The 14,669-nt window shown below is 58.6% G+C and carries 13 protein-coding genes; 5 read left to right on the top strand and 8 right to left on the bottom strand.

Annotated features, from left to right (window positions below; translation table 11 throughout):
- Positions 1–20: 20 nt before the first annotated feature.
- From NQZ67_RS08215 to NQZ67_RS08190, 6 genes are read right to left on the bottom strand one after another with little or no spacing between them, the layout of a single operon-like run.
- Entirely contained in the window at positions 21–1,031 is a 1,011-nt protein-coding gene (locus tag NQZ67_RS08215; protein WP_257444472.1) for a ThiF family adenylyltransferase, read from the bottom strand.
- Positions 1,032–1,049: 18 nt separating this feature from the next.
- Positions 1,050–2,063, bottom strand: a complete 1,014-nt coding sequence (locus NQZ67_RS08210) for an ABC transporter substrate-binding protein (protein ID WP_257444470.1) — start codon at positions 2,061–2,063, stop codon at positions 1,050–1,052.
- Positions 2,064–2,111: 48 nt separating this feature from the next.
- Positions 2,112–2,879, bottom strand: a complete 768-nt coding sequence (locus NQZ67_RS08205; protein ID WP_257444468.1) for an ABC transporter permease — start codon at positions 2,877–2,879, stop codon at positions 2,112–2,114.
- Positions 2,876–3,715, bottom strand: a complete 840-nt coding sequence (locus NQZ67_RS08200) for an ABC transporter ATP-binding protein (RefSeq protein WP_257444466.1) — start codon at positions 3,713–3,715, stop codon at positions 2,876–2,878. Before NQZ67_RS08200 ends, NQZ67_RS08205 begins: the two co-directional genes overlap by 4 nt.
- Positions 3,712–4,383, bottom strand: a complete 672-nt coding sequence (gene tenA, locus NQZ67_RS08195; protein ID WP_257444464.1) for a thiaminase II — start codon at positions 4,381–4,383, stop codon at positions 3,712–3,714. Before tenA ends, NQZ67_RS08200 begins: the two co-directional genes overlap by 4 nt.
- Positions 4,380–5,714, bottom strand: a complete 1,335-nt coding sequence (locus NQZ67_RS08190) for an acetylornithine deacetylase (RefSeq protein ID WP_306812759.1) — start codon at positions 5,712–5,714, stop codon at positions 4,380–4,382. The genes tenA and NQZ67_RS08190 overlap by 4 nt, the downstream gene beginning before the upstream one ends.
- A gap of 723 nt (positions 5,715–6,437) precedes the next feature.
- Between NQZ67_RS08190 and argS the strand changes: the two genes are divergently transcribed.
- Positions 6,438–8,141, top strand: coding sequence for an arginine--tRNA ligase (argS, locus tag NQZ67_RS08185; RefSeq protein ID WP_257444461.1), 1,704 nt, complete (start codon positions 6,438–6,440; stop codon positions 8,139–8,141).
- 15 nt (positions 8,142–8,156) lie between these two features.
- On the opposite strand, the gene NQZ67_RS08180 is transcribed toward argS, so the two are convergent.
- Positions 8,157–9,035, bottom strand: coding sequence for a LysR family transcriptional regulator (locus NQZ67_RS08180; RefSeq protein ID WP_257444590.1), 879 nt, complete (start codon positions 9,033–9,035; stop codon positions 8,157–8,159).
- Between the two features lie 135 nt (positions 9,036–9,170).
- On the opposite strand from NQZ67_RS08180, the gene tkt reads away from it, so the two are divergent.
- The 4 genes from tkt to NQZ67_RS08160 all read left to right on the top strand — a co-directional run bounded on the left by tkt (position 9,171) and on the right by NQZ67_RS08160 (position 13,646).
- Positions 9,171–11,162, top strand: a complete 1,992-nt coding sequence (gene tkt, locus NQZ67_RS08175) for a transketolase (RefSeq protein ID WP_257444459.1) — start codon at positions 9,171–9,173, stop codon at positions 11,160–11,162.
- A gap of 148 nt (positions 11,163–11,310) precedes the next feature.
- Entirely contained in the window at positions 11,311–11,736 is a 426-nt protein-coding gene (locus NQZ67_RS08170) for a VOC family protein (RefSeq protein WP_371825277.1), read from the top strand.
- Between the two features lie 154 nt (positions 11,737–11,890).
- The gene (locus NQZ67_RS08165) at positions 11,891–13,375 is read left to right on the top strand and encodes an alpha-N-arabinofuranosidase (RefSeq protein ID WP_257444458.1); all 1,485 of its coding nucleotides are present in this window, start codon (positions 11,891–11,893) and stop codon (positions 13,373–13,375) included.
- A gap of 4 nt (positions 13,376–13,379) precedes the next feature.
- Entirely contained in the window at positions 13,380–13,646 is a 267-nt protein-coding gene (locus NQZ67_RS08160; RefSeq protein WP_257444456.1) for a DUF6171 family protein, read from the top strand.
- Positions 13,647–13,789: 143 nt separating this feature from the next.
- Here the strand turns inward: NQZ67_RS08160 and NQZ67_RS08155 are convergent, their stop codons facing one another.
- A complete protein-coding gene (locus NQZ67_RS08155) occupies positions 13,790–14,662 on the bottom strand; it encodes an AraC family transcriptional regulator (protein WP_257444454.1) in 873 nt (290 codons plus the stop codon).
- Positions 14,663–14,669: the final 7 nt, after the last annotated feature.

The following is a 14,669-nucleotide window of genomic DNA, read 5'->3' as shown; positions in this document are numbered from 1 at the left end:
CGATCATCTCCTGTCCTTAATTAACTGCCGATGTAGCGGTCGTACAGCACCTTGGCCCGGGTCAAATCCTCGGTTCCCTGCACAAGCACGCGGCCGTCGGGGAAGAGGACGAGCCGTTCTCCGTCCGGAAGCTCCGCGCGCAGCAGATACACGTTCCGCAGAATGGTTGTCGCAACGGGCTTCAAGCGAAGCTCCCAGCCTGGCAAGTCCATAGGGCCTTTGCTCGCGAACTGAACCGTTTCCCTGCCGCATAGGGCGACGGCTTCCTCGCCTTGGGCTTGCAGAGCCGGATACTGCTTCAGCTGGCAGCAGGGACAATCCGCCCGGGGCTCGCCCAGCTTCATCTCGAACGTGCGGTTGCCCCACACGTCGATAGATAGCAGGCTGTCCCTGCGGGCATCTCGGGCGCCTACTAGAAGCTTCAGCGCTTCAACCGCCTGATAGGAGGCGATAATATCGACGATGGGCGAGATCACTCCGATCATGTCGCACGTTTGACCGCTGGAATCGCCGGCGGGGACGAAGCAGCGGAAGCAGGGGGTCTCGCCCGGTACAAGCACGGCGCTCATGCCTCTGCTGCTGACGGCGCCGCCGTAGATGAACGGAATGCCTCGGCGGAAGCAGGCGTCGTTCAGCAGGAAGCGGGTTTGAAAGTTGTCCGTGCCGTCCAGCACCAGGTCGATGCCATCGAGCAGCTTCTCGATCGACCCCGCCGTCGCATCCGCGACTATGGCCTCGATTCGGACCTCCGAATTGATGCGGCTCAGCTTTTTTTGGGCGGCGACGACTTTGGGATAGCCCTGCGCCACGTCATCTTCGTCGTATAGAAGCTGGCGCTGCAGGTTGCTCGCCTCGACATAATCCCGGTCGACGATACGAACGAATCCGACGCCGGCTCTGACCATGTGGTTGGCGAGAACGGTGCCGAGCGCGCCCATCCCGATAATGCATACCGAGCTATCCTGAAGCTTGCGCTGACCCTCCGTCCCGATCGGGGAGAATAAGATTTGTCTCGAATACCGTTCGTTCATTCTCGCGTCCCCTCCCGCTTATAAGTTCCGGAACGCTTGCTCCGGCTTCACTTCCTGCTTCAGCTGTCCGTTCTCCTGCAACCACGCGATGACAGATTGCCAAGCCTCCGGCGATTGATAGCCGAACGGCTTGTCGCCCGCATCCATAAGCGGCAGCAGAACGTCCAGGCTCTGCTTCTCGATGTCGGCGTCGAGCGGGAACTCGGTTGTCTGCTTGTCGAGCAGAATCTTCAGCGCTTCTTCCGGATGCTCCGCGGTATATTGCTGGCCTTTGGCCGCGGCTTCGATGAATTTACGGTAAGAGTCTTCGTTCTCTTCTACGCCGCTCTCGCTTGCGACCAGGACAAGCTCATAGAAATCCGGTACTCCGAAATCCGAAGGGTCGAAGGTGACAAGCTCCGCGCCTTCCTTCTCGAGCAGCAGCTTCTCGTGGTTGACGTAGCCCCCGACGATGGCATCCACCTTCTCCGTTGTTAGAGCTGGTATCAGATCCCACCCGATATCTTGAAAGTTCAGGGAAGCGGCGTCGCCGCCGTCCGTTTTCACCATGGTGCTCACGATGGCTTCGTCCAGCGGGATGGAAGGGTAGCCGATCCGCGCGCCGACTAGATCCTTGGGGCTACGGATGCCGCTTGATTCGAGCGCGAACACGCGGTTAAGCGGATGTCTGACAATAGCGGCGAGCGATACGACCGGGATATCCTCGGCGCGGGAAATCGCGACCTGCATTTGATAGCTGAGCGCGAGATCCGCCTTGCCGGTCGCCACAAGCTTGACGGCATCGTTGGTGCCGGCCGGAGTCTGCAGATTGACCTGCAGCCCCGCGTCCTCGAAGTAGCCCTGCTCCTCGGCGGCATATAAGAAGGTGTGGACGGCATTGGGATACCAGTCGAGCAGCACGGTCAGCTCTTCGAGCTCGGCTTCGGATTCGGCTTGCTTGTTCGAAGAGCAGCCAGTAAGAATAAGGGCGCAGACGGTCGCAAGCGATACAGTGGTGCGAAGGATGGAATGGGGTAGCTTTCGTGAATACATCTTGGTTTCAACTCCGGTTTCTATATAGTTTCAGTGGCCGATCTTCCATTAGGCTCGCCGATGGGCGAGCAGCATGCATTCGATCCACCATACGATGACGAATAATCCGATACCCATGAACGACAGCAGCAGGACGCCGGCAAATACGGCATCGCCGGACAGCATGTTGGATGCCCGCTTGGTATACATGCCCAGACCCGATTGACCGCCGAGCCATTCGCCGAGCGTCGCGCCTCCGACGCTTATGGCTGCCCCTAGCTTGAGTCCGGTGAAAAAGCCGGGCATCGCGGAAGGCAGCTTCCACTTCAAGAACAGCTGGGGTTTGCTTGCCCCCATCGTCCGCAGCAGGTCGCCCGTATCCGGATCGGCGCCGCGAAAGCCCGCAGACGTATTAACGGCGATGGGGAAGAAAGTGAACAGCATGACGACGGCTACCTTGCTGCCCAGCTCATAGCCGAACCACATGACCATAATCGGCGATATGGCGACGATCGGGATCGTCTGCGAAGCGACGATAACCGGGAATACCGTACGTTCGGCCAGTCGGGACAAGTCGATCCAGACCGCCGTCAGCACTCCGAGCAAAGCGGAAAGCGCAAGGCCGAGCACCGATTCCCACAAGGTGACGCCGAAGTGGCGCAGCAGCACGAGCCGATCCTCCCATAAGGCGACGAGCACATCGGACAGTCTAGGGATGATGTAATGCGGCATTCCGGCCAGCGGAGGGCCTATCTCCCATATTCCGGCGGCCAGCAGCGCAAAAACGAGAAGCGGAAGCTGCGAGCGCAAGGCCTCGAGCGGTTTTTTCTCTTTCATCGCGGATGCGCCTCGCTTTCGGGCACATCATTCCGTTCCGCTTGTTCCGCGTGCTCGTACAAGCGAAGCAGCTGCCGCTTGAGCTCGATAAAAGCAGGATCCATCACGAGCGAGTGCCGTCTTGGGCGCGGGAGAGCGACGGCGAGCTCGCGAAACGAGGCTACTGGCGTACGCGAGGCGACGAGCACGCGATCCGATAGAAGCAACGCTTCGTCCACATCATGCGTGACGAACAATACGGTCTTCCGATGCTGCTCCCACGCGTGCAGCAGCCAATCCTGCATGGACGCGCGCGTCATGGCATCCAGCGCGCCGAACGGCTCGTCGAGCAGCAGGAGCTCGCCGCCGCCGAGCAAGGAGCGGAGGAACGATACGCGCTGGCGCATGCCGCCCGACAGCTCATGCGGGTATTTGCGCTCCGTCCCCGCAAGCCCCATGCTAGGCAGCAGCTCCAGCACCTTGCTCCGCGCTGCTTTGCGCGGCGCTCCACGCAGCTCGAGACCGATGGCTGCGTTATCCAGCACCGTGCGCCAGGGCATCAGCCCGTCGCGCTGCGGCATATAGCCGATTCGGCCGTCTCTGGCCGCATGAGCGATGTCCATGCCGTCCGTCCCGATTCGAATGGTGCCCCTCTCTGCAGGGAGGAGGCCGGAGAGGAGGCGGAACAGCGTCGTTTTGCCCAGGCCGCTCGCCGCCAGCAGGCTGACGAACTCTCCGTCCCTCAGCTCGAAGCTGAGATTGTCGAACAGCAGCCGTTCTCCGGGGAAGCCAAAAGCAAGCCCGCTCACGGACAGGGCCATCGAAGGCCTCGATAGTGCTTGTTGGTTGACGTTCACACCGGCCACTCCTCAAGCCGGTAGGCCATATCCCAGAACAGATACTCCAGCCGGGAGGTCGTCAGGAAATGCTCTTCGAGCCGGGCCAGCTCGCGCTCGGGCAGCCCGTCGGCGAGCCGGTTGATCTGATCGATGCACCAGTCCGTCAGCTGACCGAATTCGTCCGAGCTGTACATGAGTATCCATTCGCTGAACAGCGGATGCTCGAGCGCGCCGGGAATCGCAGCAAGGGTGACGCCAATCTCCCGGTAGCTCCACATGCAAGGCAGCAGGGCGGCGACAACCTGGGCGAGCGAGCCGTTCGTCGCGATATCCAGCATGTACTTCGTATAGGCGATCGTCGTCGGCGCGGGCTTCGTCCGTTCCAGCTCGGCTCTAGGCACGCCGAACCGTTCGGCGTATTGCCGGTGCAGCTCCATCTCGACGTGCAGAGTCGAATGATAAAGCTCCGCGAATTTGTGCATCGTTTCGAGGTCCGGAGATTTGACGCTGGCAAGCGCGAACAGCTTGGCATAATCGATCAAATACACATAATCCTGCTTCAAATAGTAGATGAACCGGTCCGGGCTCAGCGTCCCGTCCCTTAGCTCCGTCAGGAACGGATGCCGGTGGCTTCGCTCCCATATGGGTCTGCTAGATTGATATAACCGTTCGCTGAATAAGGTCAAAAAGATCCCGTCCTTTCTTGAGCGCCGAGCGGAATTCGCCCGGACTCCTTGGGGGTATTGCACCACTCGGCTATAAAAGCGATCATGACTTGCGCGTATTGAATAAGCTCGCTCATGCTGGCGCTTTCGTTCACCGCATGGGCATGGCGCAGGTCGCCTGGGCCGTAGATCACGGTCGGAATGCCCGCGCGGGCGATCCATCCGGCGTCCGTGACGGTAGGGCTCATGCCGATCTCCGGCTCAACGCCGGTCAGCGTCTGGTGGCTGCGCACCAGCTGGCGGAGGCCCGCCGCCTCGCGATCGAGGGCGAGGGAGGGGAAGATTTCGCCCCTCTCCTCGAGCATGGAGCGTCCGCCCCAGCGGAAGGCGGGCGGATGCTGGCGCAGCCAAGGATCGCCGTCCGCGACCCTGAGCAGATGGTCCTCGATCTCGCGCGTCACCGCTTCGAAATCTTCGTCGGGATAGAAGTGGACCGTAATCCACAAGGCGCAGCGGTCCGCGATAAAGGCGGCATGACGGCCGCCTTCGATCACGGCGGGATTAATGGTATTGGAGCCGGCGGGGAAGCCGGGGTAGGATTTGGTGACCGCCCAATGCCGTTCCAGCTCTTGAAGACCGCTGATGAGCTTCATCATCTTCTCAATGGCGCTCGCGCCGCGGACGCCGCCTCCGGCATGGATGAGCTTGGCGCGCATCCCGTCATGGAACGTCTCGGGACTTTGGATCGTAATCCACCCCGTAATGACGCCGCCTTGCCCCTGGATCGACAGCGAGCTCGTATCGGCCACGACGGCGAAGTCCGCCTCGCAGCCTCTTTCCATGCAAGCGCGGGTACCGGCCTCGCCGGCTTCTTCGCCGATAACGGATTGAAACAGCAGGTCGCCTCGAAGCGGGATACCTTGCTCATGCAGAAGCTGGAGCGCGAATAGGAGGGCGGCAAGCCCGCCTTTCATATCGGAGACCCCTCGGCCATACGCTCTGCCGTCCTCCAAGGACAGCTTGAACGGATCCCGGCTCCAGCCTGAAGAATCGCCGACTTCCGCGACATCGATGTGCCCATTGAGCAGCAGGCTGCAATAATGCGCGCTGTCCGCGCCGCGTTTCACCGCGGTTACGTTCGGATCGCCGGGATAGACGTCCCACAGGGACGTTTCGAACCCGCATGCCGCCAGCAGCGACTCGACGTAGCGCTGCGCCTCCTCGGTGTTGCGGGCGGGGGGACTAACGGTGGGGAAGGCGACCAGACGCTCCAGCAGGGCAAACAATTCGTTTTGCCTAGCCTCGGCCGTTGCCTGCAGTCGCCTGATTTGTTGTTGCGAAGGTTGTAGCATGGACTCTCGTGCACCTCCTTGGGTCATAGACCAGGAAAGCGCCGGACATAGAAAAAAAGCCATTCGAGAATAAACGAATGGCCTTCGATTCGACTTGTTCTCTACGCCAGCATTACCTGGTTCAGATTAACGGTCAGGGAAATACGTTCCCAATCTCAGCCAGACTTCATCCAGCCCCCGTACGCTATTTAGTTAGCCTCACTATAAACCAGGTGACTGAAATTGGCAATACCATTTTCGCCAAACGGCTGCTTCCGGCATAACGGGGACGCACGATGTCTATTTTGCCGTAATTCCTATTCCAGACCAAATGATTTACGTTCTAGAGTTTACCAATCATGATAAAGAGCCGGCTTCCAAAAAACAATTTATCGGTCTGCTGAACGGCTTGCGTCTAGAAAAGTAGCTTGATTTCCCCTTATGAATCGATATAATACTCTATAACGTCAATGAACGGGACAGTAAATCGTCTGCAAAGCGTTGCCAAGCGAGCCGGGAGGGTGGGAGCCGGTCGACGCAAGATGATCGAAGAGGACCCGGGAGACGGCTCTCCGATGGGCGCGTGCCGCCAGTAGGACGGTCCGGTTCGGCCACGTTACGGCTATGATAAGATCCGGCTCCTCAAGGAACGCCGGATAACGAGAGTGGCACCGCGGGCACATCCCCGTCTCTAACAGAGACGGGGATTTTTTGCGTAAAAAACTAAAACGAGGAGGAAACAAAATGAACAACCTACTGTTGGCGGAAAGCCTGGCGCCGCTACTTCCGATTCCGAAGGAAGAGATCGCCGCCATGCTGGAGTATCCCCCGAACGATGCGCTCGGCGACGTCGCTTTGCCGTGTTTCGTGCTCGCCAGAACGATGAAACAAAGTCCGGCGGTCATCGCGCAGCAGCTCGCGGAGCGGCTGAGCCATCCCGGCTTCCGCGCGGAAGCCGCCGGGCCTTACCTGAACTTTAAGCTGAACCGGCCGAGCTTCGCAGAGGAGCTTCTACTTGGGGCGGTAACGGAAGACGGCTTCTGGCGGCCGAATGCCGGAGAGGGCAAGCGCGTCGTCATCGACATGTCGTCCCCGAATGTCGCCAAGCCGTTCGGCATCGGCCATCTGCGCTCGACGATGATCGGCAACGCGATCAGCCGGATTCTTGGGGAGACGGGGCACGAGACGGTCAATGTCAACCATCTGGGCGACTGGGGCACGCAATTCGGCAAAATGATTACCGCATACCTCAAATGGGGAAGCCCTGATGTGATGGCCTCCAGCGACAACGTGACCAAAGAATATTTGGCCTTGTACGTGAAATTCCACGAGGAAGCCGAGAAGCGGCCGGAGCTGGAGGACGAGGCCAGGGAATGGTTCCGCAAGCTGGAGAGCGGCGATGCCCAGGCGACGAAGCTGTGGCAGGAAATGATCGGGGAAAGCCTGAAGCAGTTCAATAAGCTTTATGCCCGGCTTGGCGTGACGTTCGACCATGTGCTGGGTGAGAGCTTCTACAACGACAAGATGGGCGCTGTCATCGAGTCGCTGCGCGAGCAGGGGCTGCTCGAGGAGAGCGAAGGCGCGCTCGTCGTTCGGCTGGACGAAGAAGGCATGCCTCCTTGCCTGCTCGTCAAATCCGACGGTACGTCGATCTACGCGACCCGCGATCTGGCAACGGCGATCTACCGCCGAGAGCAGATGGACGCCGATATTTTGCTATATGTCGTTGGGGGCGAGCAGGCTCTGCATTTCCAGCAAGTATTCCGGGTGCTCGAGAAGCTGGATGCTTCGTGGCAAGGGCGCTGTCGGCACATTCCATTCGGGCTCATGATGATGGAGGGGCAGAAGATGTCCACCCGCCGAGGCAAAGTGTTGTTCCTGGAGGACGTGCTGAACGAGGCGGTGAGTCGCGCGAGAGAGGTCATCGAAGCCAAAAATCCGACGCTCGCGGACAAGGAAGCCGTCGCCGAAGCGGTTGGCATCGGCGCCGTCGTGTTCGGCGATCTGAAGAACACCAGAACGCTCGACGTCGACTTTTCTTTGAAGGAAGTGCTCAACTTCGACGGGGAGACCGGGCCTTATCTTCAGTACACCTACGCGAGAACATGCAGCATCCTTCGCAAGGCGGGGGCTGCTATCGGCCAAGCGGAAGGGGCGGCTCCCGCCTACTTCGAGCTCGCGGACAACGAATACGTATGGCCGCTGCTCAAGCTGATCTCCCATTACCCGACCCGGCTTCAGCAAGCCGCGGCTCGTTACGAGCCTTCCATCCTGGCCCGTTACTTGCTTGAATTGGCGCAGGCGTTCAACCGATTCTATCATCACGTGAAGGTATTGGACGGCGGCGCTGCGGAGCAAGTCTTCAAGCTGAGCCTCGTTCGGGCCGCTTCCGAGGCCATCCGCAAGGGGCTATCGCTTCTAGGTATTCGCGCGTTGGAAGAACTTTAGGGCCTCGGCTGTCCGCTAACCCACCAGCTCGATGAACCGGCTGGCCGCCTGCGAGAGCGGCGTGCTCCGCATCGTCAAGATGCCGACATGCGTAGGCGGCAGCTGCACGTCGAGCTGGATCTCGAAGAGCGAGCCGTCCTCCAGCTCCTGAGATACGAATTCACGGCTCACGTAAGAGATGCCGAGGCCTTTCCGCGCGAATTCGATTAGCAGATCGACGCTGCCGACCTCGATTTCCGGCTTGATCGTGCGGCCATAACTCTGGAACAGCTCCGTAATGGCCATCCTGGCCCGGCTGTTGCGCGAGAAGAGGATGATCGGATGTTCGAGGAGCTTCTCCAGCGACAGTACTTCGCCCTTCAGCTCGGCATAGCGGGCTCCCGCCACGAAGCAATCCTGCAGCTTGATGCTTTCCCTCACCTTCAGCTGCGGATCGACGATCGGCAAGCGCACGACGCCGAGGTCGATCCGTCCTTCCTTCAGAAATGCCATCACCTCCGGCGTCGTTCCATGATTCAGGTGAAGCTTGATACCCGGATACTTCAGGTGGAACTCCTCCAGATACGGCAGCAAATAATGCTTGAACAACGAGTCGCTGCCGCCGATCCGGAGCTCTCCGCTGTCCAGGTTTTTGAGCGCGGCCATCTTCTCTTCCGCCAGCGTGATGAGTACCTGGGACTGCTCGATATACGAATAGAGAATGGCGCCTTCCTGCGTCAGCGTGACCCCCTTGGCTGTCCGGTGGAACAAGGAGATGCCGAAGCTGTCTTCGAGCTGCTTGATCGCGTGGCTGACGCTCGGCTGGGTCAAATAGACGGCTTTGGCCGCTTTGGACAAGCTGCCCGTTTTGGCCGCCCAATAGAACACTTTGTACAGCTCATGATTGTTGGATATAGACACGATATATAACTCCTCTCAAATATATCGATTACTTATATAGGTGTTAAACGTATTATAGTGGAAGGAAGAAAAAGAAACCAGCATCTTTCCGAACAAACAAGTGCCTAAGAAAAGAAAGGAAGTAGATTCATGCCGCTTACAAAAACGATAGACCAGCTCGCGATCGACACGATCCGCACACTTTCCATTGACGCGATTAACGCAGCCAATTCGGGCCATCCGGGCCTTCCGATGGGAGCCGCGCCGATGGCGTACGCTCTCTGGTCCAAGCTGATGAACCACAATCCGGGCCATGCCAAATGGTTCAACCGCGACCGCTTCGTTCTCTCCGCGGGCCACGGCTCGGCGCTGCTGTACAGCCTGCTGCACCTGTTCGGCTATGAAGTATCGATCGACGATCTGAAGCAATTCCGCAAGCTGAACAGCAAGACGCCGGGGCATCCCGAGTTCGGACATACGGACGGCGTTGACGCGACGACGGGCCCGCTCGGCCAAGGCATCGCGAACGCGGTCGGCATGGCTATGGCGGAAGCGCATTTGGCCGCGAAGTTCAACCAGGACGGCTTCCCGGTTATCGACCATTACACATACGCTCTTGTCGGCGACGGCTGCTTGATGGAGGGTATTTCCTACGAGGCGATGTCCATGGCGGGCCACATGAAGCTCGGCAAGCTCGTCGTCCTGTACGATTCGAACGATATTTCCCTGGACGGCGACCTGAACCTGTCGTTCGGCGAGCAGATCCAGAAGCGCGCGGAATCTGCGAACTGGCAATACCTGCGCGTGGAAGACGGCAACGACGTGGAAGCGATCTCGAAAGCGATTGAAGCCGGGAAGCAAAACCTGGATCAGCCTACCCTGATCGAAGTCCGCACGATCATCGGCTACGGCAGCAAGGCGCAAGGCACCCACAAAGTGCACGGCAACCCGCTTGGCAAAGAAGAAGCGATCGCGACCAAAGCCGTATACGGCTGGGAGCATGACGAGTTTACGGTTCCTGCCGACGTCAAGGCGCATTTCGAGGGGCTGAAGCAGCAAGGCGCGGCCAAAGAAGAAGAGTGGAACAAGCTGTTCTCCGCTTACCAAGCGAAGCATGAGGCGCTTGGCCAAGAGCTTGCGCAAGCGATCGAAGGCAAAGTGCTGCTGGACGCTTCCGATATCCTTACGTTCGATACGTCGAAACAGATCTCGACCCGCGTCGCCAGCGGCGAAGCGATCAACCATTTCGTAAAGATCGTGCCTTCCATCTTCGGCGGAAGCGCGGATCTGTCGCATTCGACGATGACCGACATCAAAGGCGAAGGCAAATTCGCCGTTGATTCTTATGCCGGCCGCAACGTTTACTTCGGCGTTCGCGAGCACGCGATGGGCGCTGCAGGCAACGGCATGGCGCTGCACGGCGGCGTGAAGCCGTTCGTGAGCACGTTCTTCGTGTTCAGCGACTACCTTCGTCCGTCGATCCGTCTGGCTGCTCTGCAGAAGCTGCCTGTCACTTACGTCTTTACGCATGACTCCATCGCCGTTGGCGAAGACGGTCCGACTCACGAGCCGGTCGAGCATTTGGCCGCGCTTCGCACAATTCCGGGTCTTACGGTTATCCGTCCGTCTGACGCGAACGAAACGGCGAGCGCTTGGGCTTACTCGCTGCAGCAGAACGACGGTCCTGTCGCGCTTATTCTGAGCCGTCAGAACCTGCCGATCTACGAAGCGACCAAAGGCAACGTAAGCGACGTAGCGCAAGGCGGGTACATCCTGGCCGAAACGAACGAGAAACCGGACGTGATCCTGATCGCGACGGGCTCCGAGGTTTCGCTGGCCGTAGGTGCCAAAGCGGAGCTCGAGAAGGACAATGTGTCCGTGCGCGTCGTGGCGATGCCGTCCCGCGAGCTGTTCGACAAAGCTTCCGACGAATACAAGCAAAGCGTACTTCCTAACGCCGTTACGAAGCGCGTCGCGATCGAAGCCGGCATCTCCCTGGGCTGGGAGCGTTACACGGGCTTCGAAGGCAAAGTCGTGTCCATCGAGACGTTCGGCGCTTCCGGTCCTGGACCGGAGGTAATGAGCTACTTCGGCTTCTCCGTGGCCAATGTCGTGCAAACGGCCAAATCGCTTCTGAACTAAGCCATCCTTTTCTATCCCCAAAAACTAATAAGCAGGCGGTGCTGCGCGAGCGGTATCGTCTGTTTTTTCTTGTTCGTGGTATCCGGACGCACGTACTCGTTTATAATAGAAGTTGTTTCCAATATTGATGGACAAGGAGATGGAGAAGTTGAAGGTGAATCCGTATATCGTAACGAACGGCAACGGCGGCGAGGTGATCGAATTTTATAAGAAGGTGTTCGACGCGGAGGTGATCGGCGTTCAAACGTTCGGCCAGATGCCGGCGTCGCCGGACATGCCGATTCCGGATGAGGCGAAGAACCGGATCGCGCACGCGATGTTCAAGATCGGAGAGTCGGAGATCATGCTCTCGGACACGTTCCCGGGCAATCCGTTCCAGCTGGGCGACCAGCTGAACCTATGCATCATGGCGGACGACAAGGAGCAGGCGAAGAGATATTACGACGCGCTTCAAGAGGGCGGCAAAGTGGACATGCCTCTCCAAGAGACATTTTGGAGTCCCGCGTACGGCATCGTGACCGATAAGTTCGGCGTCACGTTCCAAATTTCCACCGCAGGCAAAGATCATCAATAATAGGCCAAAGAGCCGAGATCCCTTTTAGTGGAGATCGGTTCTTTTTTTGTTGCATTCGTTTTCATCTTGGGATACCATATAGATGAATTAATAAATTTGTTTTAGAATTAATTATTTAATTAATCCAACAACAATCGTCATTGGAGGAAAAGCCATGAGCAACCGGATTACGATCAACGCGGACGTAACAAAAGGAACGATCAACCGCAATATTTACAGCCATTTCGCCGAGCATCTCGGGCGTTGCATCTATGAAGGCATTTGGGTGGGGGAAGACTCTCCGATCCCGAATACGAACGGCGTTCGGAACGACGTGCTCGCGGCTCTCAAGCAGCTGAACATTCCGGTGCTGCGCTGGCCGGGCGGCTGCTTTGCGGACGACTACCACTGGATGGACGGCATCGGCCCTCGCGAAGAGCGTCCGCGCATGATTAACAACCATTGGGGCGGCGTTATCGAGAACAATCATTTCGGCACCCATGAATTTTTGATGTTATGCGAAATGCTGGGCGCGGAGCCTTATATCGCGGGCAACGTAGGCAGCGGCACGGTGAAGGAAATGAAGGATTGGGTCGAATACATGACCTTCGCCGGGGAGTCGCCGATGGCGGACCTGCGCAGGAAGAACGGCCGCGAGAAGCCTTGGAGCCTGCCGTACTTCGGCGTCGGCAACGAGAATTGGGGCTGCGGCGGCAATATGCGGCCTGAATATTATTCGGATTTGTACCGCCATTATGGATCCTATGTCCGCAACTACGACGGCAACAAGGTGTACAAAATCGCTTGCGGGGCGAACGATTACAACGTGCAGTGGACGGAAGTCATGATGAGGGAGTCGGGCCGTCACATGGACGGGCTGAGCTTGCATTATTACGTCGTGCCCGGAACGTGGGCGGACAAGGGCTCGGCGACAGACTTCACAGATCGCGAATGGTTCGTGACGATGCAGAAAGCGCTCAAGATGGATGAGATCATCGCGATGCATTCGACGATAATGGACCGCTACGATCCGGAGAAGCGGGTCGGTCTTGTCGTGGATGAATGGGGCACTTGGTACAACGTCGAGCCAGGCACGAACCCGGGCTTCCTGTACCAGCAAAATACGCAGCGCGACGCGCTTGTCGCTTCATCGACGCTCGATATTTTCCATCGTCACTGCGACCGCGTCCAGATGGCGAACATCGCGCAGACCGTCAACGTGCTGCAAGCGATGGTCCTGACCGAAGGGGACAGAATGATTCTGACGCCGACCTACCATGTGTTCGACATGTATAAGGTTCATCAAGGCGCTTCGCTGCTCGACATGCAATTGCAGAGCGATACGTACGAGATGGACGGCGAGTCGATTCCGCAGATCAGCGCGACGGCGTCGCGGCAAGCGGACGGCACGATCCATATCGGCCTGACTAATTTCAGCCACGTCAAGGAAGCCGTCATTCCGGTAGAGTTCCGCGGCATCGGGCAGCCTGGAACGGTTTCCGGCACCATCTTGGCGACTTCGGCCGCGAACGCGCATAACACGTTCGATCAGCCGAATGCCGTTGCGCCGGCGTCTTTCCAAGGCTTCCAGCTCGCGGAAGGCGTATTGACGGCTACGCTGCCGCCAATGTCCGTCGTTGTGCTTGAAGTAAAGGCGTAAGGCAATGAAATCGGGATGCAAAGGGTGTTCGGCGGATGTTAACGTTTCCGAGGAGCAGATCGACCGCATGGTGGCGAGACTTCCGCTCCAAGGATTCGAGTGCGTAGCAGACGACGTGTACCGGGAACGGCTTGCGACGTGCCGCGACTGCCCGTCGCTGCAGTACGGCACGACCTGCAGCCACTGCGGCTGCTTCGTCCGGGTGAGGGCGAAGCTGGCGGGCAAGGATTGCCCGAGACCGGGCGGCCCGAGCTGGCAAGCGGCGGGGTGAAAAGGCCGCATGGGCCGCAGCGCCCGCTGAAACAAGCGTCGGCAAGGCGATAGCTCGCCTTGCCGACGCTTGTTTGTTTGGCGTGTACGATGCCCTGCGAATGTCGACCTTCGCGCCGAGACGGAGAGCAAGAGGATAGATCGTCACTGATGCTTGCGGAATTGACCCGGCGTCATGCCGGCTAGCGAGCGGAAGATCCTGTGGAAATGCGGCAGGCTGTCAAAGCCGCATTCTTCCGCGATGACATGCATGCCATGATCGGTTTGCAGCAGCAGCTCCTTCGCGCGGATAACCCGTTTCGCGTTCACGTAGTCGGTCACGTTCATGCCCGTCCAAGATTTGAAGACGCGTGAAAAATGGGGCGGCGATACGGCCGCGCGACTCGCCAGCTCGGATAGTCCGACCGGTCCGCGCAGATTGTCGTCGATGGCGCGAAGCGACTCGAGCAGCCAAGCCGGGCCGCTCCTGTCGTCCAGTTCAGGCTGCTGCTCTGACGACGGGAAGCCCAATCCGCGATCCAGCTCCAGCAGCATATCGCAAAGAGCCAGCCGTCCGGCGGTGCAGAAGCCTGGCGGTTTATTTGACATTTCCGCGTGAATGCGGTCCAGAGACGAGAGTACTTTCTCGCGTATGGGACTTGGCAGAACGTGCCGGTAGCTCTTGCGTTTGCGCGCGCTTTCGAAGCAGCGGAGAAGCGAATACCGATCGTCGAACACGTCGCCTGCCACGAGCGCCGGAGCGAAGAAGACCGCCGTTGACACGATGGGGCGATCGGCATCGGGGAAGGCTTGATGGATCGTATTGCCCGGGATAAGGAACAAATCGCCGGGAAGCTTATCGTACAAAGTCCGGTCGATAAAAAATTTGCCGCTTCCTTCGTGTACGTACACAAGCTCGTAATGATCATGTAGATGGTCCGGAAGCTCGCTCTCCGGATGCTTGGTCAGCTTGTAGTTCACGGACAACGGAATCGGCGCCTCGCCCGGAAACGGTCTGCGATATGCGGAAGCTTTCATTGTTCAT

This window comes from Paenibacillus soyae (genome assembly GCF_024623455.1).
Lineage (GTDB): Bacteria > Bacillota > Bacilli > Paenibacillales > Paenibacillaceae > Pristimantibacillus > Pristimantibacillus soyae.
Note: the sequence above shows the minus strand (reverse complement) of the source record. Positions and strands in the feature narration are given on the sequence as shown.

Coding starts and splice junctions, on each gene's coding strand:
- NQZ67_RS08205 (WP_257444468.1), bottom strand. CDS start 2,879: ATGAAAGAGAAAAAACCGCTCGAGGCCTTGCGCTCGCAGCTTCCGCTT.
- argS (WP_257444461.1), top strand. CDS start 6,438: ATGAACAACCTACTGTTGGCGGAAAGCCTGGCGCCGCTACTTCCGATT.
- NQZ67_RS08190 (WP_306812759.1), bottom strand. CDS start 5,714: ATGCTACAACCTTCGCAACAACAAATCAGGCGACTGCAGGCAACGGCC.
- NQZ67_RS08160 (WP_257444456.1), top strand. CDS start 13,380: ATGAAATCGGGATGCAAAGGGTGTTCGGCGGATGTTAACGTTTCCGAG.
- NQZ67_RS08210 (WP_257444470.1), bottom strand. CDS start 2,063: ATGTATTCACGAAAGCTACCCCATTCCATCCTTCGCACCACTGTATCG.
- NQZ67_RS08165 (WP_257444458.1), top strand. CDS start 11,891: ATGAGCAACCGGATTACGATCAACGCGGACGTAACAAAAGGAACGATC.
- tkt (WP_257444459.1), top strand. CDS start 9,171: ATGCCGCTTACAAAAACGATAGACCAGCTCGCGATCGACACGATCCGC.
- NQZ67_RS08155 (WP_257444454.1), bottom strand. CDS start 14,662: ATGAAAGCTTCCGCATATCGCAGACCGTTTCCGGGCGAGGCGCCGATT.
- NQZ67_RS08215 (WP_257444472.1), bottom strand. CDS start 1,031: ATGAACGAACGGTATTCGAGACAAATCTTATTCTCCCCGATCGGGACG.